Below are 25,849 nucleotides of genomic sequence, written 5' to 3' on the forward strand. Positions count from 1 at the left end.
CGCAGGCGCCTCAGACGTGGTAGATGTCGACGACGTGGTGGATGTAGTCGTTCTTCAGCACCACGCTCTTGCGGCGGATCAGCGGCTGCTCGCCGGAGAAGTCGATGGTGTAGAACGACGTGCCGTAGTAGGGGTCGACGGTCTTGTAGCGGAAGTACATGGTGTGCCAGTTGAAGCGCACGTCGACCAGGTCGCCGCGGCGCTCGATGACCTCGACGTTGCTGATGTTGTGCGAGGTACGCGGCTCGGGAAGAGAGGTGGCCGAGGACCGCTCCGTACGGATCCGGAAGACCCGGTCCTCCAGGCCGCCCTTGTTGGGGTAGTAGATGAGTGACATCTCGGTCTGCGGGTCCTCGGTGAGGAGGTCGGCGTCGTCCCAGCAGGGCATCCAGTAGACGACGTCGTCGGCGTAGCACTCGAGCCACTTCTCGAACTCGCGGTCGTCCAGGAAGCGCGCCTCGCGGTAGAGGAACTGCTCGATCATGCCGTGGGTGATGAGCTTCGCCCCCGCGGGAGCGGCGTTCTGCGTGATCGTCATCGTCAGTTGCCCTTCTCGTTCGCGATGGCCGCGCGCATCTGCTCGGTCCACTGCGCGTGCATGACCGGGTAGAGGCCCTCGTCCTCGTTCTTCGCGCCGGCCGAGATGACGCCCGGCATCTCCAGCGCCTCGGCGACCTCGTCGGGGCCGGTGTGCCAGTGCTCGGCACCGCGGCTCATGTCGTTCCACGGCGCGGCGGAGGCCTGGTAGGTCAGGAAGCAGGAGCGGAACTCCTCCAGGTCGTCGGGCGTGGCCATGCCGGAGGCGTTGAAGAAGTCCTCGTACTGCCGGATCCGCCAGGCCCGCGACTCAGGGCTCTCGCCCTTCGGGGCGATGCAGTAGATGGTGACCTCGGTCTTGTCGACCGAGATCGGGCGGAAGTGCCGGATCTGGGTCGAGAACTGGTCCATCAGGTACACGTTCGGATAGAGCAGCAGGTTGCGCGAGCCCTTGACCATGAACTCGCCCTTGGCCTCGCCGAACTTCTCCTTGAGCACGTCCATCTGGTCCCACAGCGGCCGGTCGGCGGGGTTGGCCGCCCAGGTCCACAGGCACAGGTGGCCGTTCGGGTAGGACCAGTAGCCGCCACCCGCCTTGCCCCAGCTGCCGGCGTCGACGGTCTTGGTGGTGTTCTTCGACTCGCCGGTGTTGCGACGCGAGGTGGTCGCCGCGTAGTTCCAGTGGGTCGCGGTCACGTGGTAGCCGTCGGCGCCGTTCTCCGCCTGGACCTTCCAGTTGCCGTCGTAGGTGTAGGTCGAGGAACCGCGCAGCACCTCGAGCCCCTCGGGCGACTGGTCGACGAGCATGTCGATCACCTTGACGGTGTCGCCGAGGTGCTCCTCGAGCGGCAGTACGTCCTGGTTGAGCGAGCCGAACAGGAAGCCGCGGTAGCTGTCGAAGCGAGCCACGTGAGTGAGGTTGTGGGAGCCCTCGGTGTTGAAGCTCTCCGGGTAGCCCGCGTCGTCCGGGTCCTTGACCTTCAGCAGGGTGCCGTCGTTGCGGAACGTCCAGCCGTGGAACGGGCAGGTCAGGGTCATCCGGTTGTCGGTCTTGCGCCGGCACAGCATCGCGCCACGGTGGGCGCAGGCGTTGATCATGCAGTGCAGCTCGCCGTCCTTGTCGCGAGTGATCATCACCGGCTGCCGCCCGATGTAGGTGGTGAGGTAGTCGCCGGGGTTGGGCACCTGGCTCTCGTGGGCGAGGTAGATCCAGTTGCCCTCGAAGATGTGCTTCATCTCGAGCTCGAAGACCTCCTCGTCGGTGAAGATCCGGCGGTTGGCGCGGTAGATCCCGGCCTCGCGGTCCTCGACCACGGCGTCCGACAGGACGTTCTCGATGTGGCCCAGGCTCTCGGTGAGCGGTGCGGTCATGGTGATGCCTCCAACGGGTGACGGTCACCACACCCTCGCAAGACGTGGCGGCCGTCACACCAGGCGAATGCCCAGTTCCGACCTAGGCACCCATTGATCATTCGAATCGATCAATAGGCGGCAGTTTCGTCCTTGTTGTTTATCTATCGCAGACCTAGTGTGGCGGTCATCACCACCTCGTGAGGAGCGCTTCATGGAGCTACGCCACCTGCGGTACTTCGCCGCGGTCGCCGAGACCTGCCACTTCGGGCAGGCCGCGGCGCAGCTGCACATCGCCCAGCCGGCGCTCTCCCAGGCGATCCGCCAGCTCGAGTCCGAGCTCGACGTCACCCTGTTCACCCGGACCACCCGCCAGGTCTCCCTCACCCCGGCCGGAGAGTTCCTCCGCACCGAGGCCGCCCGCGTCCTGGCCGCCGTCGACGACAGCGTCCGAGGCGTACGCCGCATCGGGGCCGGCCGCCACGGCCTGGTCCGCCTGGGACTGACCGGCACCGCCTCGTTCTCGCACCTGCCGGGCATCGCCCGGGTGGTCAAGCGCGAGCTGCCCGAGGTGGCGCTCGAGATCCATGCCGACCTGCTCACCCCGGCCCAGTGCGAGCGGCTGCAGAGCGGGGCGCTCGACCTCGGCGTACTGCGGCCGCCGGCCACCGGCGAGGGACTGACCCTGCGCACCCTCGAGGTCGAGCCGCTCGCGCTCGCCATCCCCGTCGACCACCGGCTGGCCGTCGAGCCCGTCGTGGCCCTGGCAGACCTGCGCACCGAGCCGTTCGTGGCCTACAGCGCCCGCGACTCGGCGGTCAACGAGGCGGTCCTGCGCAGCTGCCGCGAGGCCGGGTTCGTGCCGCGCCGCGAGCACGAGGCGCCGAGCACCGCGGTCCTGCTGGCTCTGGTCGCCGCGGGCCTCGGCGTCGCGGTCGTCCCGGCCTCGGTCCGCGCCCTTCCGCTGGAGGGCGTGATCTTCCGCGACCTGCTCAACGCGGGCAGCGTCGAGCTCTCTCTCGCCTACCGCACCGACGACGACAACCCCGTCGTCGACGCCGTCATCGAGGTCCTCGAGGCAGCCGACCTGTTCACCGCACCCCGTCTGGAAGCTCCCCGGTCATGAAGATCACCAAGGTCGAGGCGATCCCGTTCGCCATCCCCTACCGCAAGCCGCTGCGCTTCGCCTCCGGCGAGGTCCACACCGCCCAGCACGTGCTCGTCCGGGTGCACACCGACGACGGCGTCGTGGGTGTAGCCGAGGCGCCGCCGCGGCCGTTCACCTACGGCGAGACCCAGACCGGGATCATCGCCGTCATCGACCAGCTCTTCGCCCCGCAGCTCGCCGGGCTCACCCTGCTCGAGCGCGAGACCGCCCGAGTCCTGATGGAGCGCACCGTCGGCAACCCGACCGCGAAGGCCGCCGTCGACATGGCGATGTGGGACGCCCTCGGCAAGACCCTCGACCTGCGGGTCGTCGACCTGCTCGGTGCCTTCACCGACCGGATGCGGGTCTCCCACATGCTCGGCTTCGACGGGCCCGAGGCGATGGTCGCCGAGGCGGAGCGGATGCGGGAGACGTACGGGATCTCGACGTTCAAGGTGAAGGTCGGCCGCTCCCCCATCGAGCTCGACACCGCCGTCGTCCGCGCGCTGCGCGAGCGCTTCGGCACCGAGATCGAGCTGTACGTCGACGGCAACCGCGGCTGGACCGCGGCCGAGTCCGCCCGCGCGATGAAGCAGATGGCCGACCTGGACCTGCTCTTCGCCGAGGAGCTCAACCCCGCCGACGACGTGCTCGGGCGGCGCTGGCTGGTCAGCCAGATCGACGTGCCGTTCATCGCCGACGAGTCGGTCCCGACTGCGGCCGACGTGACCCGCGAGGTGCTCGGTGGTTCGGCCACCGCGATCAGCATCAAGACCGCACGCACCGGCTTCACCGGCTCGCAGCAGGTGCTGCATCTGGCCGAGGGCCTCGGGCTGGAGGTCGTGATGGGCAACCAGATCGACGGCCAGCTCGGCAGCGCCTGCTCCATCGCCTTCGGCGCGGCGCACCGGCTCACCTCCCGCCGGGCCGGTGAGCTCTCCAACTTCCTCGACATGGCCGATGACCTGCTCACCGAGCCGCTCGAGATCCGCGACGGCGAGCTCGCCGTACGTCCTGGTGCCGGCCTCGGGGTCGAGATCGATCCGGAGAAGCTCGATCGATACCGCACCGACAACTGAACACCTGACCCCACCGCAACACGAGAGGACACACCCATGACCACCGACCAGACCCTCGAGTCCACCGAAGCAGCCTCCGCGGCCGCCTCGGGCGCTTCCGCCACCGAGCGCTTCGCCGCCGACAAGTCGCCCTTCGACGCCGTCAAGGACACCCCGCCGGAGCGCGTCGACAGGCTCGCCAAGCGCGTGCTCAACGCCGTCTACGACACGATCCGCGAGGAGAAGGTCAGCTACGACGAGTACAACGCGCTCAAGGCGTGGCTGATCCAGGTCGGCAAGGACGGCGAGTGGCCGCTCTTCCTCGACGTCTGGGTCGAGCACGAGGTCGAGAAGGTCGCCACCGAGCACCGCGAGGGCAACAAGGGCACCATCGAGGGCCCCTACTACGTCCCCGCTGCCCCGGAGCAGGGCGCGAACGGCACCATCCCGATGCGCGACGGCGAGGCCGGCACCCCGCTGACCTGGACCGGCACGATCACCTCCACCGACGGCACCCCGCTCGACGGCGCCAAGGTCGAGTTGTGGCACGCCGACGCCGACGGCTTCTACTCGCAGTTCGCGCCCGGCATCCCGGAGTGGAACCTGCGCGGCAGCTTCACCGTCGGATCCGACGGCGCCTTCGAGATCCACACGATCCAGCCGGCGCCCTACCAGATCCCGACCGACGGCTCCTGCGGCAAGCTCATCGCCGCCGCCGGCTGGCACGCCTGGCGTCCGGCGCACCTGCACGTCAAGGTGTCGGCCCCGGGCCACGAGCTGCTCACCGCCCAGCTCTACTTCCCCGGTGACGAGCACAACGACGACGACATCGCCTCGGCGGTCAAGCCCGAGCTGGTGCTCGCACCCGTGGCCAACGGGGACGGCTCGGTGGGCGTCGACTACGGCTTCGTGCTCGACCCGGTTCGCGACTGATGCTCTATCACGTACGCATGGACGTCCGGATCCCGCACGACCTGGATCCGGACGTCCGCGACGACACGATCGCCCGCGAGAAGGCGTACGCCCAGGAGCTCCAGCGCGCCGGGAAGTGGCCACACCTGTGGCGGATCGCCGGGGAGTACGCCAACTTCTCGGTCTTCGACGTCGACTCCCACGACGAGCTCCACCAGATCCTCTCCGGCCTGCCGCTGTTCCCCTACATGGACGTGCAGGTCACCCCCCTGGCCAAGCACCCGTCCAAGGTCGACTAGAGCCTTTCGAGCACCCGGTCGGCTTCGCGCCGCAACGGCGCGAAGCCGTGCTCGGCGGCCAGCTGCCGGCCCCGGCGGGCGTGGACCCGGGCGGCCGTGGTGTCGCCCTCCGCGTGGAGCGCCTGGGCCAGCCCGATCCGGGCACGGGTCTCGGTGAACGAGGCGACGTGCGTGTGGCTGAGCCGGACGGCGTACTCATACGTCTCGGCGGCGTCGCGGTGGTTCCCGGTCGCATCGAGGGCGGCGGCATAGCTGCACGCGGTCGAGGCGACGAAACGTACGTCCCCGTGGGCCCGCGCGGTCAGGTGGGCCCGCTCGGCGAGCTCGAGCGCGGAGGCATGGTCGCCACGGACCAGGGCGAGCAGGCTGAGCTCCTCGAGCGCGTTGGCCTCGGCGAACGGGCTCCGGTTGCGGATGGCCTGCGCCAGCGCCGACTCCAGCCGGGCGCCGGCTGAGTCGAGCAGGCCGAGCGCGCGCTCGGCCGCGGCCAGCGTGGCGAGCTCGAGCGGGGTGGCGCTGCCCTGCACCTCGCTCAGCTCGACCGCCTGGAGATGGTGGCGGCGTCCCTCCTCGAAGCGGCCCTGCTCGGTGCAGGCGATGCCGAGTGCCTGATGCGCCCAGGCCCGCAGCCCCTCGGTGCCCTCGACATCGCCGAGGATCTTCAGCGCGTGCGTATAGGCGACCTCGGCCTCGCGGCCGGAGTCCGCGACCCGGTGGCGGTGGCCGTCGACGATCGACGCGAACGCCAGCCCCTGCGGCCATCCGCTCGTGTCGAGCAGACTCCAGGCGCGGTCCGATTCCGCCCAGGCCTCCTCCATCCGCCCCAGGACCCCGAGCACATCGGCTTTCAGCGTACGCAGGAAGGCCTCGGCCCGCGCCTCGTCCTCGAGCATGGCGGCCTCGGCCCCGACCGTCACGAGCTCGAGGTAGGTGGTCACGTCGAGGCGGGTGCGGTAGTGGATCCGGGCTTGGTCGACGAGCTTCCAGGCGTAGTGACGCCGGTGCGGGTCGGCCGCTGTCTGCTTCGCGAAGGCGATCAGCAGCTGCGCCTCGCGGTCGAGCCAGGTGCGAGCGTTGTCGGCCGAGTCGAAGCGGCTGTCGGGCGAAGGCTCGATCTCCAGCGCGCGCAGGCGGCCCGGATAGGCGGTGCCGGCGGCGCCGACCGTGGTGTCCAGCAGCCAGTCGGCGAGCCGGCGCTGCGCCTTCGGTTGCTCTTGGTCGGCCGCGGCCAGATCGCCGGCGTGGAGCCGGAGCAGATCGTGGTAGTGGTAGCGCCCGACGCCGTCGGCGGCTCTGCCGTTGGGACTGGCCGTCTGCAGCATGTTGGCGTCGACCAGGTCCTCCAGCAGCCGCTGCGTGGTGGCCGGGTCACGGTCGAGGAGGGCGCTGGCCGGAGCGGGGTCGAAGTCGTAGGCCGAGATCAGCGAGCACAGCCGGAACGCGCGCTGCGCCTCGGCGGGCATCGCGGCGTAGGAGATCTCGAGGCTGGCCGCGACGCTCACCTCGCCGACGGCCAGCTCGGCGAGCCGGTGGGAGCTCTCGCTCAGCCGGTCGGCGTACGTCTCGATCGACCATTCCGGGCGGCTCAGCAGTCTGGCCGCGGCGATCCGGAGCGCCAGCGGGAGCCGGCCGCACGCCAGCGCCAGCGACACGCTCGCGCGCGGCGCCGTGGCGACGCGCTCATGGCCGACGATCGCGCCGATGAGGTGGACGGAGGCGTCGGTGCTGAGCTCGCCGAGGTGGATCTGGCGGCCCAGGTCGATCGTGCCCGCGAGGGCCGGCAGCCGGTGGCGGCTGGTGAGGATCGTCCGGTTGGCGCCGAGTCCGGGCAGCAGCGGGATGACCTGGCCGGGGCTGTCGACACTGTCGAGCACGATCAGCATCCGGCGGTCGGAGAGCTCGCTACGGAGCAGGGCCGCGGCGTCGGCGGCGTCGGTCGGGATCTGCTGGCCGGAGAGGCCGAGCGAGCGCAGGAAGCGCCGCAGCACGGTGCCGGGGTCGACCGCTTCGCCCGAGACGCCGTGGAGGTCGGCGTAGAGCTGGCCGTCGGGGAAGTCGTCGGCCAGCCGGGCCGCGGCGGTCAGCGCCAGCGCGCTCTTCCCGGAGCCGGCCGGCCCGGTGACCAGCACCGCGGCACCGCCGCTCTCGCCGAGCCCGGCCGTCAGCATCGCGAGCTCGGCGTCTCGGCCGATCAGCGCCGGCGCCGCCGGCACCTCCCGAGGTACGTCCCGCCGGCGCGCACCCTCGACCAGCGTCGGGCGCCGGGTGTGCCAGCGTCCTTCCAGCGTCCCTTGGCGGACATCCTCGAGGACCGGGCTCGGGTCCAGCCCGAGCTCCTCGGCCAGGACGGACCGGACCGTCTCGTAGGCGGCGAGCGCCTCGGCCTGCCGCCCGGCGGCCGCCAGCACCTTCACGTACGCCGCCCACAACGGCTCGTCCAGCGGCCGCAGCCGGGCGAGCTCGCCCACGACCGGGAGCGCCTCGATGGCCAGGCCCTCGGCAACGCCGAGGGTCGCCCATCTGAGCACGACCGCGACGTACTCGTCCTCGATCGTGCTCGACAGCCAGGGCGCCTGGTCGAACCCGTCGGGACGCCCACGCCACACGCCGACGGCCTCGGTCAGTGGGGCCATCTCGTCGGTCGTGGTCAGCTCACGGAAGCGGACCAGGTCGAGCTCGTCGGCCGAGGCGTCGAGGCGAAGGGCGCTGCCGTCCTGGACGACCGCGATCGGGGCGACGAGAGCGCGCAGACGCCGGAGCAGCTGGGCCAGCCGCCTGCCCGACTCGGCCGAGGAGAGCTCGGGCCACAGCAGGTCGAGCAGCTCGTCGCGCCCGACCCTCTCCCCCGGCTCCAGGGCCAGCCGCCGCAGCAGCAGCCCGACCTGATCGGGTACGTCGACCGGCACCCTGTCGCGGACCACGACGGTCGGGCCGAGGACGGCGATGCTCACCACCGCGCCTTCGGCCTCGCGGGCGGGTGTGAAGGCCGCGGCGAACCGGGCCGTCTCGTCCGCGCTCAGGTCCAGCGCCTCGGCGAGCGCACGCAGCGAGGCCGCCCGCGGACGCCTCGTTCTCCCCTGCTCGAGGTCGCGGATCGAGGCGACGCTGAGCCCCGCGGCCCGCGCCAGCGCGCCCTGTGTCAGCGAACGCGACTCACGCAGCTGGCGGAGCCTGGGACCGAACATGCCCTCATGGCGCACCCCGGCCTCCGTCAAGACCCCGAGCCTGGCGAATCACCACGAAATCCTATCGGGTCGCGCGGCATCCGGCCTGCAGGATCGTCGGACCTGCGAGGATCGCACCGAGGTGATGAGATGTCGATGATCGACTATGCCGCTCCCGCGGGTCCGACGCGTGGCTACCTCTCGGTGCCCGAGGGTGCCGGGCCCTGGCCCGGCGTGGTGGTGGTGCAGGACATCCTCGGCATGACCTCGGACATCAAGCGGATCAGCGACCGCTTCGCGGCCAACGGCTACCTGACGCTGACTCCGGCGCTCTACGAGCGCGGTCCGAAGGTCGGGTGTGTCGTCAGCACGATGAAGTCGCTGGTGACCGGCAAGGGCGCCGCGGTCGACGATCTGATCGCCGCTCGCGACCACCTCGCCGAGGATCCACGCTGCACCGGCAAGGTCGGTGTCGTCGGCTTCTGCATGGGCGGCGGCTTCACGCTCCTGCTGGCTCCGCGGGGCATCTTCGACGCTGCCGCGCCCAACTACGGGGTGCTGCCCGGGAGCCTGTCCGCGCTGAGCTCCTCGTGCCCGATGGTCGCGAGCTACGGCGCCAAGGACCACCTACTACGCGGCACCGCTGCCAAGGTCGAGGCGGCGCTCGCCAAGGGCGACGTGCCCCGCGACATCAAGGAGTACCCCGCTGTCGGGCACAGCTTCATGAACGACTGGGGCTTTCCCCGGCCGATGCCCGATCTGGAACGCGTGGTCGGCTTCAACTACTCCGAGCCCGAGGCGGAGGACGCCTGGCGGCGCATCCTCGCCTTCTTCGGCGAGCACCTCGACCCGAAATAGCGCCGAAACCTCGGCGTTCTACTGTGGTGGCGCCCGAGTTCAACGGACAGCAAGGCCTCCTGGCCGGGAAAGCGGACACCTCCGGGCACGTCCACCCGTCTGCTCCGAGCAAGGAGAACATCCGTGAGCGAGCGTCAGCGAGCGAACCGTCCAAACATCACGCGACCGTGTCCGTATTCTGGCGCTTGCGCTACGGGGGCGGTCGCGTGAGCACCTTCCACGTCCCCGCCGTCGACATCGCTGCGTACGTCCGAGGTGGAACGCCCCAGGAGAAGGCGGCCGTCGCGGCCGCCATCGACACCGCCTGCCGTGAGGTCGGCTTCATCCAGATCCTCGGCCACGGCGTGGCTCCGTCCGCGGAAGATGGTCTCGCCGCCGCCATGGACGACTTCTTCGCCCTGCCGCCGGCGGAGAAGACCCGGTGGCGCCGCCCGGCCGCCGAGAACCGTGGCTACACCCCGCCCAAGTCGGAGACGCTCGCGCTCAGCGCCGGGGTCCAGTCCGAGACGCGGATGAAGGACTTCTTCGAGGCCTTCAACGTCGGCTCCTCGGTCTCCGACCACCCCGGCGCCGATCTCGTCGAGGCGCACTACGCGGAGAACACCTGGCCGTCGGTGTCGGACTTCCAGGCGCGTATCGACGCCTGGCGCGCCGAGGCCGCCCGGGTCGCGCGCACCATGGTCACCATCTTCGAGGACGCGCTCGACCTGGAGCGCGGCGCGATCGCGAGCCTCGCGGCCCACCCGATCGAGGTCCTGCGGATGAACAACTACGCCCTCCAGGAAGGCACCCGGGTCGAGGTCGACGAGGACATGATCGGGATGGGCGAGCACACCGACTACGGCATCGTCACGATCCTGTGGGCCGACCGGGTCAAGGGTCTCCAGGTCCTGCACGGCGGCGAGTGGCACGACGTCAGCCCGGCCGAGGGGGCGCTGCTGATCAACCTCGGCGACCTCACGACCCGGCTGACCAACGAGCAGTGGCTCTCGACCCTGCACCGGGTCAAGCCGCCGATCGTCGACGGCACCATCCAGCGACGCCGGTCGGCTGCGTACTTCTTCGACGGCGACGCCGAGGCGGTCATCGGCCCGCTGCCGGGGTTCGTCGACGACGAGCATCCCCGCCTCTACCGCGACGTCACCGTCGACGAGCACATCGCCGCCAAGCTCGCGGGCTCTCGTGCCGGCGTCCTCAACGTTGACGCCGGCCGGGAGGCAGCCCGCGTGCTCACCGCGGATCGCTGACCAGCGGTTCCTTGGAGTGCCGGCGGGCGATCGGGGCGGGCCACCAGATCTTGTCGCCGACCAGGGCGAAGACCGCCGGCACCACCACGGTGCGGACGAGGAAGGTGTCCAGCAGGATGCCCAGGCCCACGATCAGGCCCACCTGGGTCAGCGTGATCAGGGGCAGCACACCCAGCACCGCGAACACCGAGGCCAGCACGATGCCGGCGCTGGTGATGACGCCACCGGTCAGCCCGACCGCCATGACCATCGCATCGACGGTGTCGTGCTCGGCAGTCTCCTCCCTCGCCCGCAGGACGAGGAACACCGTGTAGTCGACGCCGAGCGCCACCAGGAACAGGAAGGCGTAGATCGGGGTGCTGACATCGAGCGCAGGGAACCCGAAGACATGCGTGCTCATCCAGGCGCCCAGGCCGAGGGCCGCGAAGGTGGCGATCACGCTGATGGTGACGAGCACCAGCGGCGTCACGATCGACCGCAGCACCGCGAAGAGCACGAGCAGCACCACCAGCAGGATCAACGGCACGACAACCTTGAGATCGCGCTCGGCACCGTTGCGGCTGTCCAGGTCCTTGGCCACGCTGCCACCGACCAGCGCGCCGGTGCCGGCCAGCTCGCTGCGCATCGTCTCGATCGTCTCGATGCTCTCCGGGGTGGCCGGTGCGTCCTCCAGCGTCGCGGTGATCTTCACCAGGTCGCCGCTCTCGCCCGACGGGCGAGCACTGTCGACGCCGTCCATCTGGTTGACCTGCGCCAGAACCGCGTCGGCCTCGTCGGCGCCGACCACGATCGTGACCGGATCCGAGGCACCGGGCGGGAAGTGCTTCGAGAGGGTGTCCAGACCGTCGACGGACTCGGCGTCGACCCGGAACTGGTCGGTCTGCGAGAGCCCGACCTTGACGCCCAGAAGACCGGAGGCGAGTACGCCGAGGATCACCGCGGCCACGGCCAGCACCACTGCCGGTCGGCTCACCACGGTGCGGGCGATCCGGAACCAGACACCGTCGCGAGACTTCTCGTCCTCGCCGTTGCGCGGCACGAACGGCCAGAATAGGCCACGACCGAACAACGACAGCGCGGCGGGCAGGGCGAAGAGAGCGAAGAGCAGGGCCACCAGCAGGCCGATCGCAGCCGAGACCCCGAGGGACCGGGTGTTGGGAGCGACGCTGAACACCAGTGCCAACAGTGCGAGTACGACGGTGAGGTTGCTGGCCACGATCGCCTCGGCGGAACCGCGCACCGCGGCGGCGAGGGCATCGCGGTGGTGCTCGTGCCGCCGGAGCTCCTCGCGGTAGCGCGAGACCAGCAGGAGCGCGTAGTTCGTGCCGGCACCGAAGACCAGCACGCTGGTGATGCCCGACGTGGAGCCGTCGAGCCCGTTGCCCGTCCAGTCCGCGACGATCTGGGTCACCACCGAGGCGGTGCGATCGGCGACCGCGATCACGATCAGGGGCACGAGCCACAGCACCGGAGAGCGGTAGGTCAGGATCAGCAGGATGGCGACGACCGCCGCGGTGACGAGGAGGAGCCGCACGTCGGCACCTTCGAACGCCGAGGAGATGTCGGCGGCGAAGGCGGCACCGCCGGTGAGCTGCACCGTGAGGCCGTCGGGCCGGTCCTCGTCGACCGTCTCCCGCAGCTCGCCGACGAGCTCGGTGAGATCGAGTCCGGTCACATCGGCATCGACGTTGATCGCGACGATCAGGGCATCGCCGTCGGTCGCCGGGATCGGCGGCGAGACCTCGTTCCCGGTGATCTCGGCCCAGCGCTGCGACACATCGGCGACCCACGCCCGGTCCTCCGCGGTCAGCCCACCCTCACGCTCGACCACCGCGACGGCGGGCAGTACGTCCCCACCCGGAAAGCTCTGCTGGAGCTCGGCGACCCGGGCCGACTCGGCGTCCGCCGGCAGCGGGTCAGGTGCCGAGCTGGCGGACTCCAGGGAAGATCCGATGACCATCACCGCACCGGCCAGGAGGACCGTGACCACCAGGACCAGCCACGCGGTGGCCTTTCTCGTGGTCAGTTGTGCGAGAGCTGCTAGCGCGGAGCGCATGGTCGGGCCTTTCCAGTAGGGGTGATGAATGCGTCGGGTGGCATCGGAGCTAAGGCCTCTCCAGGCCGGCGGCGGCCGCCGCCCAGCTCCACAGCGCCTCGGCCCCGCCGCGACCCGGGCGGGTCGCTGACCGATAGCTCGTGGGCCGCTGGCGACGGTCGTGCCAGAAGGTGCCGGACGGCGGGGCGGGCTCGGTGGCCGCGAGCCACACCGCCGTGTCCGCGCCCTCCTCGGCCGGGCGCAGCAGCGGTCGGGTCAACGTACGGAAGGCGGGGAGCGATCGGGCGAGGCCCGGTGTGTCCGCCCAGCCCGGGTGCATGACGAAGGTGGAGATCCGGTCCGGTGACCACCGCCGGTCGAGGATCGGTGCCAGCTCCACCTGCATGCGCTTGGACCTCGCATAGGCCACGGCGCCCTTGTAGGTGCCTTCCTCGAACTCCGGGTCGTCGACGGGAAGCGGCTGGGTGTACATCCCGCCCGAGGCGACGAAGACCTGCCTGGCGCCGCGCTCCGAGCGGCGCAGGGCCGGCAGCAGATGCTCGGTCAGCCGGATCGGCCCGAGCACATGGGTGGCGACGGACAGCTCGTGGCCCTCGACCGACTCGGTCCGCTCGGGCGGCATCACCCCCGCGTTGTGCACGAGTACGTCGAGGGCGGTGCGGCCGCCGTCGCGCGCACAGAATTCTTCGGCGAACGCGTCGATCATCGCCGGATCGGAGACGTCGCAGCGCTCCGTCCGAAGGTCGGCGGCCCGCCCCTCGTCGCGGAGCAGCCGCTCGATCCTCTCGACCGCGGGTGCGGCGCGTTCGGGCGAGCGTACGAGGAGGTGGACGCGCGCACCGAGCCGGGCCAGGCCCAGCACGGTGGCCTCGCCGAGACCGCTCCCGCCGCCGGTGACAAAGGCGGTCCGCCCTGCCAGCGCTCCGGGGCGCGGGTCACCCTCGGCCCAGCGACGGCGACGGATCGTGTAGCCGAGGCGGGAGTAGCCCAGCACGACCGTTCGGTCGAGCAGGCGGTCGAGACCCTGGTCAGATCCTGCGGCGTGCTTCATGTGCGTACGCTCCCGAGGACGTGTCGCAGCGCCTGCTCGGCCTCGACGAACCGGAAGCGGTGGTCGAGCCCGAGGAGTCGTTGCGGGACCACCCGCTGGTTGGCGAAGGCCACCTCCTGCGCTCCCTCCCTGCCCAGGAGCAGACGGGGGCCGAGCGACGGTGTCGGCAGGATCGCCGGACGGTGCAGTGCTCGGCCCAGGGCGGCGGCGTAGGCACGCTGCCGCAGAGGCTCTGGTGCGACGGCGTTCACCGGGCCCGACTGGCCGGGGTCCACCAGCGCACGGTGGTAGATGTCGACGAGGTCGTCGATCGCGATCCACGACTGCCACTGCTCCCCCGACCCCATCGGGCCGCCGAGGCCGGTGGCGAACAGCGGCCGCTGCAGGCGCAGAGCTCCCCCTCGCGGGCTCTGCACGATTCCGGTACGCACCAGGACGACCCGCATCTCCGGGTCGACCGAGGCCAGGGCCGCCTCCTCCCAGTCGCGGACGACGTGGGCGAGGAAGTCGTCGCCGGTCGTGGAGTCCTCGGTGAGGACCTCCTCGCCGCGGTCGGCTCCGTAGATCCCGATCGCGGACGCGCAGACGAAGACACCCACTCCTGCCTTCGCGCTGGCCCGGGCGAGCAGACGGGTGGGCCCGATGCGCGAGCTGCGGATCTGCTCCTTGTGCCTGTCGGTGAACCGGCCGGCAATGCTGTGCCCGGCCAGGTGGATTACGGCGTCCACTCCGGCCAGCGAGGCCGGGTCGGGATCGTCGGGGTCCCAGGCACGCTCGTCCGGAGCGGTCGGCCGGTGGCGCACCAGGCGGACCACTGTGTGTCCGCCGGTCGTCAGGAAGGCCGAGACCGCGCTCCCCACCAGGCCGGATGCGCCGGTGACCGCCACGGTGAGCCGAGGTGTACCGGCCGCTGAGCGGTGAGCCGCCAGGTCGTCGGCGAGCTGACGCTGCCGGTAGGCGAACATCGGCTCGAGCAGCCGCCTCGGCAGTGTCGTCGTGACCCTGTCGATCACGGTCGTGCCCTCGCCGACGCTCTCGAAGTCGTGGCGATGGTGCCATGACACCGGCACCAGGAACGGACGCGAGACCAGGCGGTCGGCGAAGCGGTGACCGGCGACGTACTCCTCGGGGAGGTGCTGGGCCACCCAGCGCCGGCCGACCGGGAAGTCGAGCACCGCCGTGCCTCCGGCGAGGTCCTGGGCCTCCTCGGCGATCCGGACCGGCTGCCACGGCGGAACCAGCCGCTGGAACGCGCCGGATCGGCCGTGCCAGTCGAAGACGACATCGGCCGCGGCCGGCACCGTGTGGCGGAACTCGTGGGTCGTCGTACGCAACAAAGTCATAAGGTCGAGTCCTTCAGCTCTGTCAGCCGGGCCAGCGCCTCGCGGCGCTCCTCGGCATGGTCGACGATGCGTTCAGGGTAGCCGTTGGTAAAGCCCTCGGGGTGGCGCCACGGCTCGTGGGCGGCTGCCCCCGGAAGGTGGCGAAGCTCAGGTACCCAGCGCCGGACGTAGTCACCCTGCGGATCGAACCGGAGCCCCTGGGTGATCGGGTTGAAGACCCTGAAGTAGGGCGCGGCGTCGGTTCCGGTCCCGGCCACCCACTGCCAGCCGTGACTGTTGGAGGCCAGGTCGCCGTCGAGGAGATGGTCGAGGAAGTGCCGGGCGCCGGCCGGCCACCAGATGTGCAGGTCCTTGATCAGGAAGCTCGCGACGACCATCCGCACCCGGTTGTGCATCCAGCCCTCCGCGAGCAGCTGCCGCATGCCGGCATCGACGAACGGGAAGCCGGTGGTGCCCGACTTCCAGGCCTCCAGCAGCTCGGGGTCCTCGTCGTACTGCATGCCGCGCAGCCCTCCCCGCAGGTCACGCCAGGCCGACCCGGGGTCGTGCCAGAGCACGTCGGCGTAGAACTCGCGCCAGGCGAGCTCGGCGACGAAGCGCTCGACGTCCTCTCCGGAGGCACCGCGGCCGTGCTGATCCAGATCGGCGAGGAGCGTACGCGGATGGATCTCGCCGAACTTCAAGGCCGTCGAGATGCGGCTGGTCGAGTCGAGGTCGGGCCGGTCCCGGGCTGAGGCGTAGCCGGCCAGGTCCTCGGCGCAGAAGTCCTCCCATCGGTGGAGCGCCGCACGTTCGCCGGCCTCCTGGTCCAGATGCTCGGGATGGTCCGGCAGCGGGTCCGACTCGAGCTTCGTCATCCACTCGACCTCAGCGTCACCGGCGGGTGCCCTCCACCCGTGCTCGCGCCAGGCCCGCAGGAAGGGCGTGAAGACGCGATAGGGCGCCCCGCTTGCGTTCCGGATCCTGCCCGGGGTCACGGCGTAGGGGCTGCCGGTGCCGACCAGGCCGATGCCGGTATCCGCCAGCCGCCGCTCCACGGCCTCGTCGCGCCGCCGGCCGTAAGGGGTCGTCTCGGTCGAGATGTGCACCCGGCTCGCTCCGGCCTCGGCGGCGACCTGGGCCACTACCTCGGCCGGGTCGCCCTGACGGATCACCAGTGCCCCGCCCGTCTCCTCGCGCAGCGCGGTGAGCGAGGCCAGCAGCCGCTCCCACCTCCGCCCGGAGCCGGCCAGGCGCGGGTCGAGCACGAACAGCGGCACCACCGGCCCGTTGGCGGCCGCGGCCTGCAGGGCGGGATGGTCTCCCAGCCGCAGGTCCCGCCGGAACCACATCACGGACGTCGTCATGAGTGGTCCCGATCCTCGGCCTCCAGCCGGATCTGGGCGACGTCGATGGCTCCGGCCCGGAAGCCCGCCTCGCAGTAGGCGAGGTAGAACTCCCAGGTGCGACGGAACTCCTCGTCGAACTCCTCGGACCGGATCGCCGGCCACGCGGCCAGGAAGGCGGAGCGCCAGCGGCGGAGCGTCTCGGCGTAGTCGGCGCCGAACCGGTCGGTGCGGGTCACGCTCAGCCCGACCTGGCCGGCCTGCTCGGAGATCGCCGTGGTGGACGGGATCAGGCCGCCCGGGAAGATGTGCTTCTGGATCCACCCGTAGGAGTTCCGGGTCGTCAGATAGCGCTGGTGCGGCATCAGGATCGCCTGCAGGGCGACGGCACCCCCGGGACGGACCAGACGGGACAGGGCGGCGAAGTAGTCGGGCCAGTAGCGCTCGCCGACCGCCTCGATCATCTCGATGCTGACCACGGCGTCGAAGGTGCCGGCGACGTGTCGGTAGTCCTGCACCACCACCTCGACCCTGTCGGTGTACCCCGCGTCCTCGATCCGCTCCCGGGCCAGCGCCGCCTGCTCGACCGACAGCGTGATGGTGGTGACGCGGGCGCCGCGACGTGCTGCCTCGATCGCGAGGGTCCCCCACCCAGTACCGATCTCCAGGACGTCGTCACCGGCACCGACGCCGGCCAGGTCGAGGGCCGCGTTGACCTTGCGCAGCTGTGCCTCTTCCAGGTCCTGATCGGCCACCGGACGGCTGCGGTCGAACAGCGCCGAGCTGTAGCTGAGGCTCGGGTCGAGGAACGCGGCGAACATGTCGTTCCCCAGGTCGTAGTGGGCGGAGATGTTCTCCTGGGTGTGCTCGACGGCGCCGCGCTGGTCGGCGGGGATCGGCAGGTCGACGAGCCGGCTCAGCCGCAGCATCCAGCTCGGCATCAGCCCGGAGAGGCGTTCGGCGTACGGTGCCAGCGCGTCCGCGAGGTCGGTGTCCTCGGCCGCGTGCCAGTCTCCGGCCGTGTAGGCCTCTCCGAGGCCGATCTTCGGGTTCTCCGCGAGTCGTCGGTAGAGCGACTCCGGGCGCCGCAGGACGATGCCCGGCCGCCCCTCCGTACGCGACCCACCTCGCTGGTTGAGCAGGCCGCCGTCCGGGAGCACGAGGTCGACCGGGACCTGCCGGGTCACCAGGCGCAGAATCTGCTTGGCGACACGGGCTCGTAGGCTCGCGGCGGCCGCGGGCTCTCTCTGCATCGGCAGCTCGAGCGACACCGGCTCTGCACTCATGATGTGACCTCCTTAGAAGTGGTTGGACGAGGGATGATGGGCAACCTGCGCAGCCACAGCCGGATCCCGTGGAACCGGATGAGCGCGCTGACCCGGTGGGGCATCAGCAGGTGGGTGAGGCTGACTCGCAGCAGCGCACGACGCGTCGCGGGCTCCGGGATCCCGCGGGTGGTCGCGGTCAGCACGCGGGCGCCGTCGCGGTCGAGGCCGACGGTCACGGCGACCTGACCTGGGTCGACCTGTAGCCGGATGTCATAGGTCCCGGCCATGTCGTTGAACGGCGAGACGTAGAAGGCCTTGTCGGTGCGGGCGCGCCCTTTTCGATCGATGTCGAGCAGGTAGGCGTGACGGCCGCCGTAGGTGTTGTGCACCTCGAAGACGACCGCGCGCAGCACGCCGTCGTCCGACTGCACCCAGAAGACGGTGAGAGGGTCGAAGACGTGGCCCAGGACGCGGGCGTTCGCCAGCATCAGCACCCGGTCGGTCGGCGCGAGGTCGAGGCCGTGGCCGGCGAGGAACGCGCCGAGGTCGCCACGGACACCACGTCCCGACGAGCCCCCGTCGAGATGGTCCTCTGCCCGGAACCCGGCCAGGGGACGCAGCCAGAACGGCAGTCGAGGCAGATCGTCGATGTCGATGAGCCACTGGTAGCTGCGGTGGCGGAACGCGTGCCGCAACGGCACCTCTCTGGTGTGGCTGACATGACCGACGACCAGCGCGGGCACCTCGGGAAAGGCCGGCGACGGGATCACCACGTCACCCCGAAAGACTCTGCCGCCTCGACGCCCGAGCGACAGCCGTCCTCGTGGAAGCCCCAGCCGAGGTGGGCACCGGCGAAGGCCAGGCGAGGTCCACCGGCCGTACGCAGCCGGGCCGCTGCCGCGACCGCCTCGGTGGTGAAGACCGGGTGCTCATAGCTCATCCGTGCGGTGACCTTGGCCGGGTCGACATGCTCGGTGGCGTTGAGCGTCACCACATGCTCGTCGTGGTCCTCGAGACCCTGGAGCCGGTTCATCCAGTAGCTGACGACGACCTTGTCGGCGCCTCCGTCGCACGAGTCGAGGCGATAGTTCCACGATGCGCGGGCACGAGGCGAGGCCGGCAGCAGGGCGGCGTCGCGGTGCAACCAGGTCTCGTTCCGCGAGTACCCGATCGCGGCCAGATCCGCCTTCTCCTCCGGGGACGCATCGGCCAGGAGCCGCAGGGCCTGGTCGGCGTGGGTCGCCAGCACCACACGGTCGAAGTGCCTGGACCCGGCCTCGGTGCGCACCTCGACCCCGTCGGCGTACCGCTCCACGGCGGTCACCGCTTCACCGACACGGATCTCGCCCAGTCGCTCGGCGATCTTGTCCACATAGGCACGGGAGCCGCCCACGACCGTGCGCCACGTGGGCGACCCGGTGACCTGGAGCATCCCGTGGTGGTCGAGGAAGGCGAACAGGTGCCGCGCCGGGTAGGCGGCGGCATCCTCGTCGCCGCACGACCAGACGCAGGAGACCAGCGGCACGGCGAAGTGCTGGACGAAGTAGTCGCTGAAACCGCCCTCGTCGAGGAACTGCCCCCACGTCAGGTCGCTGTCGGTCTCGAGCAGACGGCGGGCGCGACGGTGGAACCGCGGCACCTGCGCCAGCATGCGGAGGAAGCGCGTGTCACCGAGGCGACGCGGGTCGGCCAGGATGCCGCCCAGGCCCTTGCCGCCGGCGTACGACAGCCCGCAGTCGTCGCAGTCGATGCTCATGCTCATCTCGGTCGGCCGGGTCTCGACGCCGAGCTCTCCGAAGAGGCGGAGCAGGTTCGGGTAGGTGCGCTCGTTCATCACGATGAAGCCGCTATCGACCCGGAGGACGGCTCCCGACGCGGTCGGGACATCGTGGGTGTGTGCATGGCCGCCGAGCCTCGGCTCGGCCTCGAAGAGCGTGACGTCGTGGCTGCGGCCGAGGAGGTACGCCGCGGTCAGCCCGGAGACTCCGCCACCGATCACGGCAACCGTTGGTCGCCGGGTATGGGCCGCTCGGCTCATGGGAACTCCCTCGTCGTGCAACGGCATGGCCGCTGGCTAGTTTCTGAGATTGAACGTACAATGTTTGTTCAAGGTATGTCAAAGGTTTGAAAGGGGCACGACATGAGGATCGATCGCACCGTGGAGACCTCCGCACCGACCGCCCAGGTGTTCGACTTCCTGGCCGACTTCACCAACACCGAGGAGTGGGATCCGGGCACCGTGCGCACCGACCGCATCTCCGGCGACGGCGGCGTCGGGACGGCGTACGCGAACACCTCTCGCTTCCTCGGTCGCAACACCGATCTGACCTACGTGGTCGAGGTGTACGAGCCCGGGAAGCGTGTGACGCTACGAGGCGAGAACAAGACGGTCGTGGCCCATGACACGATGACCTTCGTACCGACAGCCACGGGCGGCACCTCTGTGCGTTACGTGGCCGATTTCGAGCTGAAAGGCATGGCCAGGATGGTGGCCCCACTGCTGACCCCCGCGTTCACCCGCCTGGGTGACTCCGCCTCCGAGCAGATGCGCGCGACCCTGGACCGACTGGGCCGGTAGCCGAGCAGATGTACACCATCAAGCACGCGGCACAGCGGGTCGGCATCACCACCGCGACGCTTCGTGCCTGGGAACGCCGGTACGGCGTCATCGCTCCCCACCGGTCCGAGAGCGGCTACCGCCTGTACGGCGATCACGACGTCGCCGTGCTGCGCTCGATGAAGCAGCTCGTGGACCAGGGATGGTCGGCCGGCCTGGCTGCGGCCGAGGCGATCCGGCTCGATCGCGCGCAGCCCGCTGACCAGATCGCCATGGACGGGCGGGGCGACGGAGCCAACCCCTCCGCCGGCCTCGCAGAGCGACTGACGACCGCCGCGTCGGCACTCGACACCACCGACCTGGCTGCGACCCTCGACCAGGTGTTCGCCCTGGGCGGCTTCGAGACGGTGATGACCGACCACGTGTTCCCCGCCCTGGAGGAGCTCGGGGACGCCTGGGCCGACGGTCGGGTCAGCATCGCCGGCGAGCACCTCGCCTCGAACGCGGTGATGCGGCGCCTCGCCCTCGCGTACGAGGCGGCGGCAGCCCACGGCCACGGGCCCCGCATCGCCCTCGGGACGGCACCCAACACCCGCCACGAGATCGGTCTCTTCGCCTTCGCCGTAGCCGCCCGACGGCACGGCATGGACACCGACTACCTGGGTGCCGACCTGCCGATCGACGACTGGCTCGGTGTCGTCGACGATCCCGACCTCGCCGCCGCGGTGCTCGTGATCCCCACCACCGCCGACATCATCGCCGCCGCCGCGGTGATCACCGCTCTGCACGACCACCGCCCCGATCTCGTCGTGGCCGTCGGCGGAGCCCAGCAGAGCCACGCTCCCGAACCCGCCGTACGCCTGGGCCACGACATCGTGGCCGGCGCACGGACCCTTGCGGCCCTGATCTCCCAGAAGCAGCGCTGACCTCCTTCTCTCTGACCGCAACCGGGGCGGCGGCCTGCCGTCGTGTCACACGGCATCGCGTCATCTCGTCTCCAGTGGTGAACCCACGGACAAGGAGAGAACTGATGCACGTCGCCCTATGGATCACCGCCGGACTGCTGGCTCTCATCGCCCTCGCAGGAGGCATCACCAAGACCTTCATGCCACTGGAGAAGCTCACCCAGCACGACGGCGCCGCATGGATCCGTGACGCCAAGCCTGCCTTCGTCAGGACCCTCGGCGTACTCGAGATCCTGGCGGCGATCGGACTCACCCTTCCCGCCGTGCTAGGTGTCGCACCTGTCGTCGTGCCCATCACCGCCGCCTGCTGGATCGCGTTGATGATCGGCGCGATGATCACCCACGGCCGCCTCGGCCAGGCAAAGCTGGTCATGGTCAACGTGGTCTATCTCGCCCTGGCCCTCTTCATCGCCGTGGGGCGCTTCGGTACTACGCCGTTTGTTGCCTGATGTCGGGGCTCTATCGCGACTGTGTTTTGGGGTTGGGGTGGGCCGCCGACCCGTTCTTGGAGGGTCTTCTCGATCTGGTCCGGAGTCCAGGACCGCGAAGCGGCCGGCGAAGCCGGCGGGCCGAAGGCCCGTCCTTGACGCCGGTCCAGATCGAGAAAAGATTTGGCTGGCTATCGGGGCGGCGGCCCGGGTGTGGCGCAGCGGATTCTGCTTGGGACAGGTGAGGTTGATGGGGTGGAAGGGTGGCCCTTCGGGCCACTTACCATCCACAAAAGCGATGCAGGTCGCTCACCGCTAAAATTGGCTTTGACCTGGGAAAATAGGTAGTCACTGGAGTGCTTGAGGCGTAGAATCAGACGCATCACAACACCTCTTTGAAGGGAGGGATGGCGATGAGTCTCGACCGCGACACCAACCCCGACAATGCGATCGACGCAGAACTGAGCGCCATCGAAACCTCCCTCGACAGACTGCTCACCCGAGACCCTGCCTACTGGCGCACCGGGCAGAAGAAGGACTCGCTGGAGCGACTGGAGAAGCTCCAGGCCAAGCTGGCCGCAGTGACACTCCGGGTGCTCGCCACGGCAGGCGACATCGCCGAAGAAACCGGCGCCAAAGACGCCTCCGCGTGGATGCGGACTGAGTTGTTGGTCGACAAGGCCGTGGCACGCTCCCAGATCAAACTCGCCGCCGGTGTCGCGAAGTACGACCTCGTCGCCGCCGGCCTCGCCGAGGGTGTCGTGTCCCTGGACAAGGCCCGGGTGATCACCAAGGCGCTGGACAAGGTCGAGGCCAATCCGGTCGCCAGTGCCGAGGACCTGGTCCTGGCGGAGAAGCTGCTGGTCGACTACGCCACCGGGTTGACCGCGAACGAGCTCCGCGTCGTCGGCAAACGGATCCTGGCCGAGATCGACCCGGTCCGGTTCGAAGACGCCGAAGCCAAAGCACTCCTCGCTGAGGAGGAACGCGCCCACCAGAAGACTGCTCTGCGGGTGTGGGACAACCACGACGGCACCGTCGGGTTCGAGGGTGTGTTGCCGACCTCGATCGGGATGCGGTTCAAGCGGCTGGTCGAGGCCTATGCCCAGCCCCGCAAGCAGCAGCTGGTCGGCAAGGGCGCCCCGCTGCCGCCGTGGGAGCGGTTGATGGGCCAGGGGTTCGCGCGACTGATGGAGACCGTCGACCCCGCCGCGTTGCCTCGGCACGGTGGTGACGCGACGACCATCAACGTGGTGATCAGCCTCGAGGAGCTCCGCAAGGACCTCGGCATCGCCACGTTGGGTTACGACGAGACCAACGGCACCACCATCAGCGCGGCCGAGGCCCGGAGGATGGCGTGCAACGCGACCATCATCCCCTGGGTGTTGGGCGGCGACAGTGAAGTGCTCGACGCCGGCAGGGGCAGCAGGTTCTTCCAGCCCATCCAGCGCAAAGCGCTCCGGTTGCAGCAGAAGTGCTGCCAGGCCGAGGGTTGCGACATGCCACCGGAGTGGTGCGACGCCCACCACCTCGACCCCTGGGCCGAAGGCGGGAAGACCAACCTCAAAGATGGCGCCCTGCTCTGCCCCCACCATCACCGCCTGGCGCACAACCCTGCCTACGTCCATGAGCGACTACCCGACGGCTCCATCCGGTTCACCCGCCGCCCGTAACCGGCTGGGCACGGAATCACTCCACCGGTTCCTGCCGTCGGGCCACACGACCCCACCGCCGAACGGCTCAGCACTCGCTGAAACCGTCCGTCCCGGTGCCCCAGGAGCGTTCGGGCCAGCTCCCTCGACTCCACACTGGCCGCTTCCCTCCCGATGGGGACATCTCCCCACGGCGGCGGAGGTTCCCCACGCTCCGGAGGGTGGGGAACCTCCGCGCCCGTGGGGAACTCTCCGGGTCAGTGGGGAAATCCTGACCCTGCCGGCACCGAACCCGACCCGTCCAGAGCGACGGCTGGCTTGTGAACGATTCACAAGGTCTCGTCCACTGTCATAGGCCCCCACGAGGCACCGAGCCACCCGCACATGACCAGCCCACAGCCTCAGGCCCGCACCCAACTGAATCCGTTGCACCACACCCTCGCCGCCGACCCGATACAGGCCAAATCTTTCTCGATCGGGTGCCGGGTCAAGGATCGCCGGAGGCGACCGGCGAAGCCGGCGGGCGAAGCCCGTCCTTGACGCGGTGCGCGATCGAGAAACAATCGAACCAAGGGTCGGCGGCGAAACGCTGAAACGAAACCACGGCAACTTCAGCGCGCCCTCCCGAGACCAACCAGCAGCTGGCGACGATCCCCGACACCTACACCTACCCGAGCGAACGGCCGAGGCGCTCGACCTCAGTGGTCGCCTGACTCCAGACGCTCGGTCTCGATCCGGAGAGCCTCGATCACACCCGTGATCCAGCGTCCGATGGCGGCCAGCTCCTCCTGATCGAAGCCTTGGTTCATCTCCTCGATCCGCCGAGCGAGGCCGGCCGCCGTCGGGCGTGAGGTCTGCTGGAAGTGAGGCGTGGTGTGGATCCGGAACGACCGGCGATCACGTGAGCTGCGCTCTCGGCGTACGTAGTCGGCGGTGACCAGCTTGTCGACGATCTTCGTGACGGCCGCGTTGCTCAGGCCGGTCGCGGCCGAGAGCTCGCCGGGGGTGATGCCGTCGGGGTGGCGGGCGACGAGATCGAGCATCTTGTGCTCGCTGTTGCTGACGCCCAGCCGGTGAGCGATGGCCTCATGGAACATCACCACATGGAGGCTCAGCTCGGAGCCGAGCCGGTTGCCGTCCTCCGACATGCGGCCTCTCCCGTCTTCCCGAAATTTGTTTCACCTTAGTGAAATAACAGGTTATTCTCCACCCATGGAGATCGAGCTCTCGCCACCCCGGACGACCACTGATTCCCCCACCTTCGCCAGCGCACTGCTCCGGTGCTACGTCGCGGCACTGCTCGTGGGAGCCCCGCTTGCGGCACTGCTGCTGACCCCGGGCCTCATGCGGAGCCGGGTCGCCCTGGTTCCGGGGATCACCTCGTTCGGCATCACCGCGTTCATGGTGCTGTCGTTCCTGCTGGTCGCGGTGGCGCCACGGCTCTCGGCCCGGGTCGCGCCCGGCGCCGGATGGCGGCCGGGGCTCGTACGCAAGGTCGGGCCCGCGCTCCGTCGCGAGCTTCCTCGCCAGTGGTGGAGCCGCGCCGGCGAGGCCCTGCTGATCTTCGTCGCCTCCCAGCTGACCGGCGGCTTCATCGCGTGGATGATGCCCTACATCTGGGCCGACCCGGCCTCGCCCGACGACCACGTGATCTGGGTGCTCCACTACCCCAACTACGCGACCCAAGCCGTCTCGATGTACCTCGTCATCTGCCTGGCGGCCGCCTGGTTCGGCACCCGGCTGCGCCAACTGGCCCTCGGCATCGACTTCGTCGACCACGGACAGCCGGTGTCGTAGGCGGCTGCTCCGGCCAGCGCTCGGCGCAGGCTCAGCGCCCGAGCACGGCGCGGAGCCGGCCCACCTGGGCGGTGCGCTCGGCGAGACGCTGCTCGTCGAGGCTCCGGCTCGACGCAGCCGCCAAGAGCGCATGCGTACGCCGCACCGCGGTCGCATCGTGGGCGACGAGCGACCCGACCAGGTCGGCGAGCGTCGAGTCCAGCTCGGCGGCCGGCACGACACTCTGCGCGAGCCCGATCCGCCCCGCCTCCGCAGCGCCCACCCTGCGCGCGGTCGCACAGATCTCGAGCGCTCGCGAATAGCCCACTGCCTCGACCAGAGGCTTGGTTCCGGCCAGGTCGGGAACCAGCCCCAGCGCAGGCTCCTTCATACAGAACCAGGCGTCGTCGGCCATGATCCGCAGGTCGCACGCCAGCGCCATCTGGAAACCGGCCCCGATCGCGTACCCGTCGACCACCGCGATCGAGATGAACCTCGGTTCCGCAAGCGCCGCGAACGGCCGCTGATACTCCCCGATCAGATCGACGACCTCCTGGTCGCTCCGCCCCAGCGTCGCAACCAGGCTCCCCGCCACCTCGGTCTGACCCGGGTCGACCAGCGACAGATCCAGCCCCGCGGAGAACGTGCCACCCGCCCCACGCACCACCACGACCCGCACCTCAGCCGGAAGCGACTCGAGGAACTCGGCGATCGCCGCCCACATCGCCGGATGCTGGGCGTTGCGTACGTCAGGACGGTCCAGCAGCACGGTCGCCACCACACCGTCGATGCTCAGATCCACACCTGGTTCGTTCATGTTCATGGCTTCGCCGTTCCCTTCGGGCAGGAGTACGTC

Annotated in this window: 23 protein-coding genes; 11 read left to right on the forward strand and 12 right to left on the reverse strand. The window is 70.0% G+C overall.

Annotated features, from left to right (window positions below):
- Nucleotides 1-10 precede the first annotated feature (10 nt).
- Together benB and benA are read right to left on the reverse strand one after the other, a co-directional pair.
- On the reverse strand, nt 11-538 hold the full coding sequence (gene benB / locus ABZY89_RS18790; protein ID WP_355019247.1) for a benzoate 1,2-dioxygenase small subunit: 528 nt from the start codon (nt 536-538) through the stop codon (nt 11-13).
- Between the two features lie 2 nt (nt 539-540).
- Complete coding sequence (gene benA / locus ABZY89_RS18795; RefSeq protein WP_355019248.1) at nt 541-1,908, reverse strand: benzoate 1,2-dioxygenase large subunit; 1,368 nt, start codon at nt 1,906-1,908, stop codon at nt 541-543.
- Between the two features lie 193 nt (nt 1,909-2,101).
- Here benA and ABZY89_RS18800 point away from each other — a divergent pair, with 193 nt between their 5' ends.
- From ABZY89_RS18800 to catC, 4 genes are read left to right on the forward strand one after another with little or no spacing between them, the layout of a single operon-like run.
- Nucleotides 2,102-3,013, forward strand: coding sequence for a LysR substrate-binding domain-containing protein (locus ABZY89_RS18800; protein WP_355229615.1), 912 nt, complete (start codon nt 2,102-2,104; stop codon nt 3,011-3,013).
- The gene (locus ABZY89_RS18805) at nt 3,010-4,113 is read left to right on the forward strand and encodes an enolase C-terminal domain-like protein (RefSeq protein ID WP_355229617.1); all 1,104 of its coding nucleotides are present in this window, start codon (nt 3,010-3,012) and stop codon (nt 4,111-4,113) included. The genes ABZY89_RS18800 and ABZY89_RS18805 overlap by 4 nt, the downstream gene beginning before the upstream one ends.
- A 36-nt stretch (nt 4,114-4,149) precedes the next feature.
- The gene (gene catA / locus ABZY89_RS18810; protein ID WP_355229619.1) at nt 4,150-5,025 is read left to right on the forward strand and encodes a catechol 1,2-dioxygenase; all 876 of its coding nucleotides are present in this window, start codon (nt 4,150-4,152) and stop codon (nt 5,023-5,025) included.
- Nucleotides 5,025-5,303, forward strand: coding sequence for a muconolactone Delta-isomerase (gene catC, locus ABZY89_RS18815; protein ID WP_355229621.1), 279 nt, complete (start codon nt 5,025-5,027; stop codon nt 5,301-5,303). Before catA ends, catC begins: the two co-directional genes overlap by 1 nt.
- Here catC and ABZY89_RS18820 read toward each other — a convergent pair.
- Entirely contained in the window at nt 5,300-8,518 is a 3,219-nt protein-coding gene (locus tag ABZY89_RS18820; protein WP_355229623.1) for a BTAD domain-containing putative transcriptional regulator, read from the reverse strand. The two genes, catC and ABZY89_RS18820, sit on opposite strands and share 4 nt — an antisense overlap.
- 99 nt (nt 8,519-8,617) lie before the next feature.
- Here ABZY89_RS18820 and ABZY89_RS18825 point away from each other — a divergent pair, with 99 nt between their 5' ends.
- The gene (locus ABZY89_RS18825; protein ID WP_355229624.1) at nt 8,618-9,325 is read left to right on the forward strand and encodes a dienelactone hydrolase family protein; all 708 of its coding nucleotides are present in this window, start codon (nt 8,618-8,620) and stop codon (nt 9,323-9,325) included.
- A gap of 206 nt (nt 9,326-9,531) precedes the next feature.
- On the forward strand, nt 9,532-10,572 hold the full coding sequence (locus ABZY89_RS18830) for a 2-oxoglutarate and iron-dependent oxygenase domain-containing protein (RefSeq protein WP_355229625.1): 1,041 nt from the start codon (nt 9,532-9,534) through the stop codon (nt 10,570-10,572).
- Here the strand turns inward: ABZY89_RS18830 and ABZY89_RS18835 are convergent.
- Genes ABZY89_RS18835 through ABZY89_RS18865 form a run of 7 tightly spaced genes read right to left on the reverse strand, consistent with a single transcriptional unit; the run spans nt 10,556 to nt 19,653 of the window.
- Nucleotides 10,556-12,628, reverse strand: a complete 2,073-nt coding sequence (locus ABZY89_RS18835; protein WP_355229627.1) for an MMPL family transporter — start codon at nt 12,626-12,628, stop codon at nt 10,556-10,558. The genes ABZY89_RS18830 and ABZY89_RS18835 overlap by 17 nt on opposite strands.
- A 49-nt stretch (nt 12,629-12,677) precedes the next feature.
- Nucleotides 12,678-13,679 (reverse strand): SDR family NAD(P)-dependent oxidoreductase, encoded by a 1,002-nt coding sequence (locus ABZY89_RS18840; RefSeq protein ID WP_355229629.1) that lies wholly within the window; start codon nt 13,677-13,679, stop codon nt 12,678-12,680.
- On the reverse strand, nt 13,676-15,022 hold the full coding sequence (locus tag ABZY89_RS18845) for a TIGR01777 family oxidoreductase (protein WP_355229631.1): 1,347 nt from the start codon (nt 15,020-15,022) through the stop codon (nt 13,676-13,678). The genes ABZY89_RS18840 and ABZY89_RS18845 overlap by 4 nt, the downstream gene beginning before the upstream one ends.
- Complete coding sequence (locus tag ABZY89_RS18850) at nt 15,019-16,368, reverse strand: deoxyribodipyrimidine photo-lyase (protein WP_355229633.1); 1,350 nt, start codon at nt 16,366-16,368, stop codon at nt 15,019-15,021. The genes ABZY89_RS18845 and ABZY89_RS18850 overlap by 4 nt, the downstream gene beginning before the upstream one ends.
- The gene (locus ABZY89_RS18855) at nt 16,365-17,633 is read right to left on the reverse strand and encodes a cyclopropane-fatty-acyl-phospholipid synthase family protein (RefSeq protein ID WP_355229635.1); all 1,269 of its coding nucleotides are present in this window, start codon (nt 17,631-17,633) and stop codon (nt 16,365-16,367) included. The genes ABZY89_RS18850 and ABZY89_RS18855 overlap by 4 nt, the downstream gene beginning before the upstream one ends.
- Nucleotides 17,630-18,385, reverse strand: a complete 756-nt coding sequence (locus tag ABZY89_RS18860; RefSeq protein ID WP_355229637.1) for a DUF1365 domain-containing protein — start codon at nt 18,383-18,385, stop codon at nt 17,630-17,632. The genes ABZY89_RS18855 and ABZY89_RS18860 overlap by 4 nt, the downstream gene beginning before the upstream one ends.
- Complete coding sequence (locus ABZY89_RS18865) at nt 18,382-19,653, reverse strand: FAD-dependent oxidoreductase (RefSeq protein ID WP_355229638.1); 1,272 nt, start codon at nt 19,651-19,653, stop codon at nt 18,382-18,384. The genes ABZY89_RS18860 and ABZY89_RS18865 overlap by 4 nt, the downstream gene beginning before the upstream one ends.
- Before the next feature lie 102 nt (nt 19,654-19,755).
- Between ABZY89_RS18865 and ABZY89_RS18870 the strand changes: the two genes are divergently transcribed.
- The 4 genes from ABZY89_RS18870 (at nt 19,756) to ABZY89_RS18885 (ending at nt 23,238) form a co-directional block, all read left to right on the forward strand.
- The gene (locus ABZY89_RS18870) at nt 19,756-20,193 is read left to right on the forward strand and encodes an SRPBCC family protein (protein ID WP_355229639.1); all 438 of its coding nucleotides are present in this window, start codon (nt 19,756-19,758) and stop codon (nt 20,191-20,193) included.
- A gap of 8 nt (nt 20,194-20,201) precedes the next feature.
- A complete protein-coding gene (locus ABZY89_RS18875; RefSeq protein WP_355229641.1) occupies nt 20,202-21,098 on the forward strand; it encodes a MerR family transcriptional regulator in 897 nt (298 codons plus the stop codon).
- A gap of 104 nt (nt 21,099-21,202) precedes the next feature.
- Nucleotides 21,203-21,586, forward strand: a complete 384-nt coding sequence (locus ABZY89_RS18880) for a DoxX family protein (protein WP_355229642.1) — start codon at nt 21,203-21,205, stop codon at nt 21,584-21,586.
- A 392-nt stretch (nt 21,587-21,978) separates the two neighbouring features.
- Nucleotides 21,979-23,238: a DUF222 domain-containing protein gene (locus tag ABZY89_RS18885; RefSeq protein WP_355229643.1), complete on the forward strand. Its 1,260-nt coding sequence runs from the start codon at nt 21,979-21,981 to the stop codon at nt 23,236-23,238.
- 677 nt (nt 23,239-23,915) lie between these two features.
- On the opposite strand, the gene ABZY89_RS18890 is transcribed toward ABZY89_RS18885, so the two are convergent.
- Nucleotides 23,916-24,365, reverse strand: a complete 450-nt coding sequence (locus ABZY89_RS18890; RefSeq protein ID WP_355229645.1) for a MarR family transcriptional regulator — start codon at nt 24,363-24,365, stop codon at nt 23,916-23,918.
- 64 nt (nt 24,366-24,429) lie between these two features.
- Between ABZY89_RS18890 and ABZY89_RS18895 the strand changes: the two genes are divergently transcribed.
- Nucleotides 24,430-25,014 (forward strand): hypothetical protein, encoded by a 585-nt coding sequence (locus ABZY89_RS18895; RefSeq protein WP_355229647.1) that lies wholly within the window; start codon nt 24,430-24,432, stop codon nt 25,012-25,014.
- Between the two features lie 31 nt (nt 25,015-25,045).
- Here ABZY89_RS18895 and ABZY89_RS18900 read toward each other — a convergent pair whose 3' ends face one another.
- Nucleotides 25,046-25,795, reverse strand: coding sequence for an enoyl-CoA hydratase/isomerase family protein (locus ABZY89_RS18900; protein WP_355229648.1), 750 nt, complete (start codon nt 25,793-25,795; stop codon nt 25,046-25,048).
- Nucleotides 25,796-25,849: the final 54 nt, after the last annotated feature.

Source organism: Nocardioides sp. NPDC006303, from assembly GCF_040613175.1.
GTDB lineage: Bacteria > Actinomycetota > Actinomycetes > Propionibacteriales > Nocardioidaceae > Nocardioides.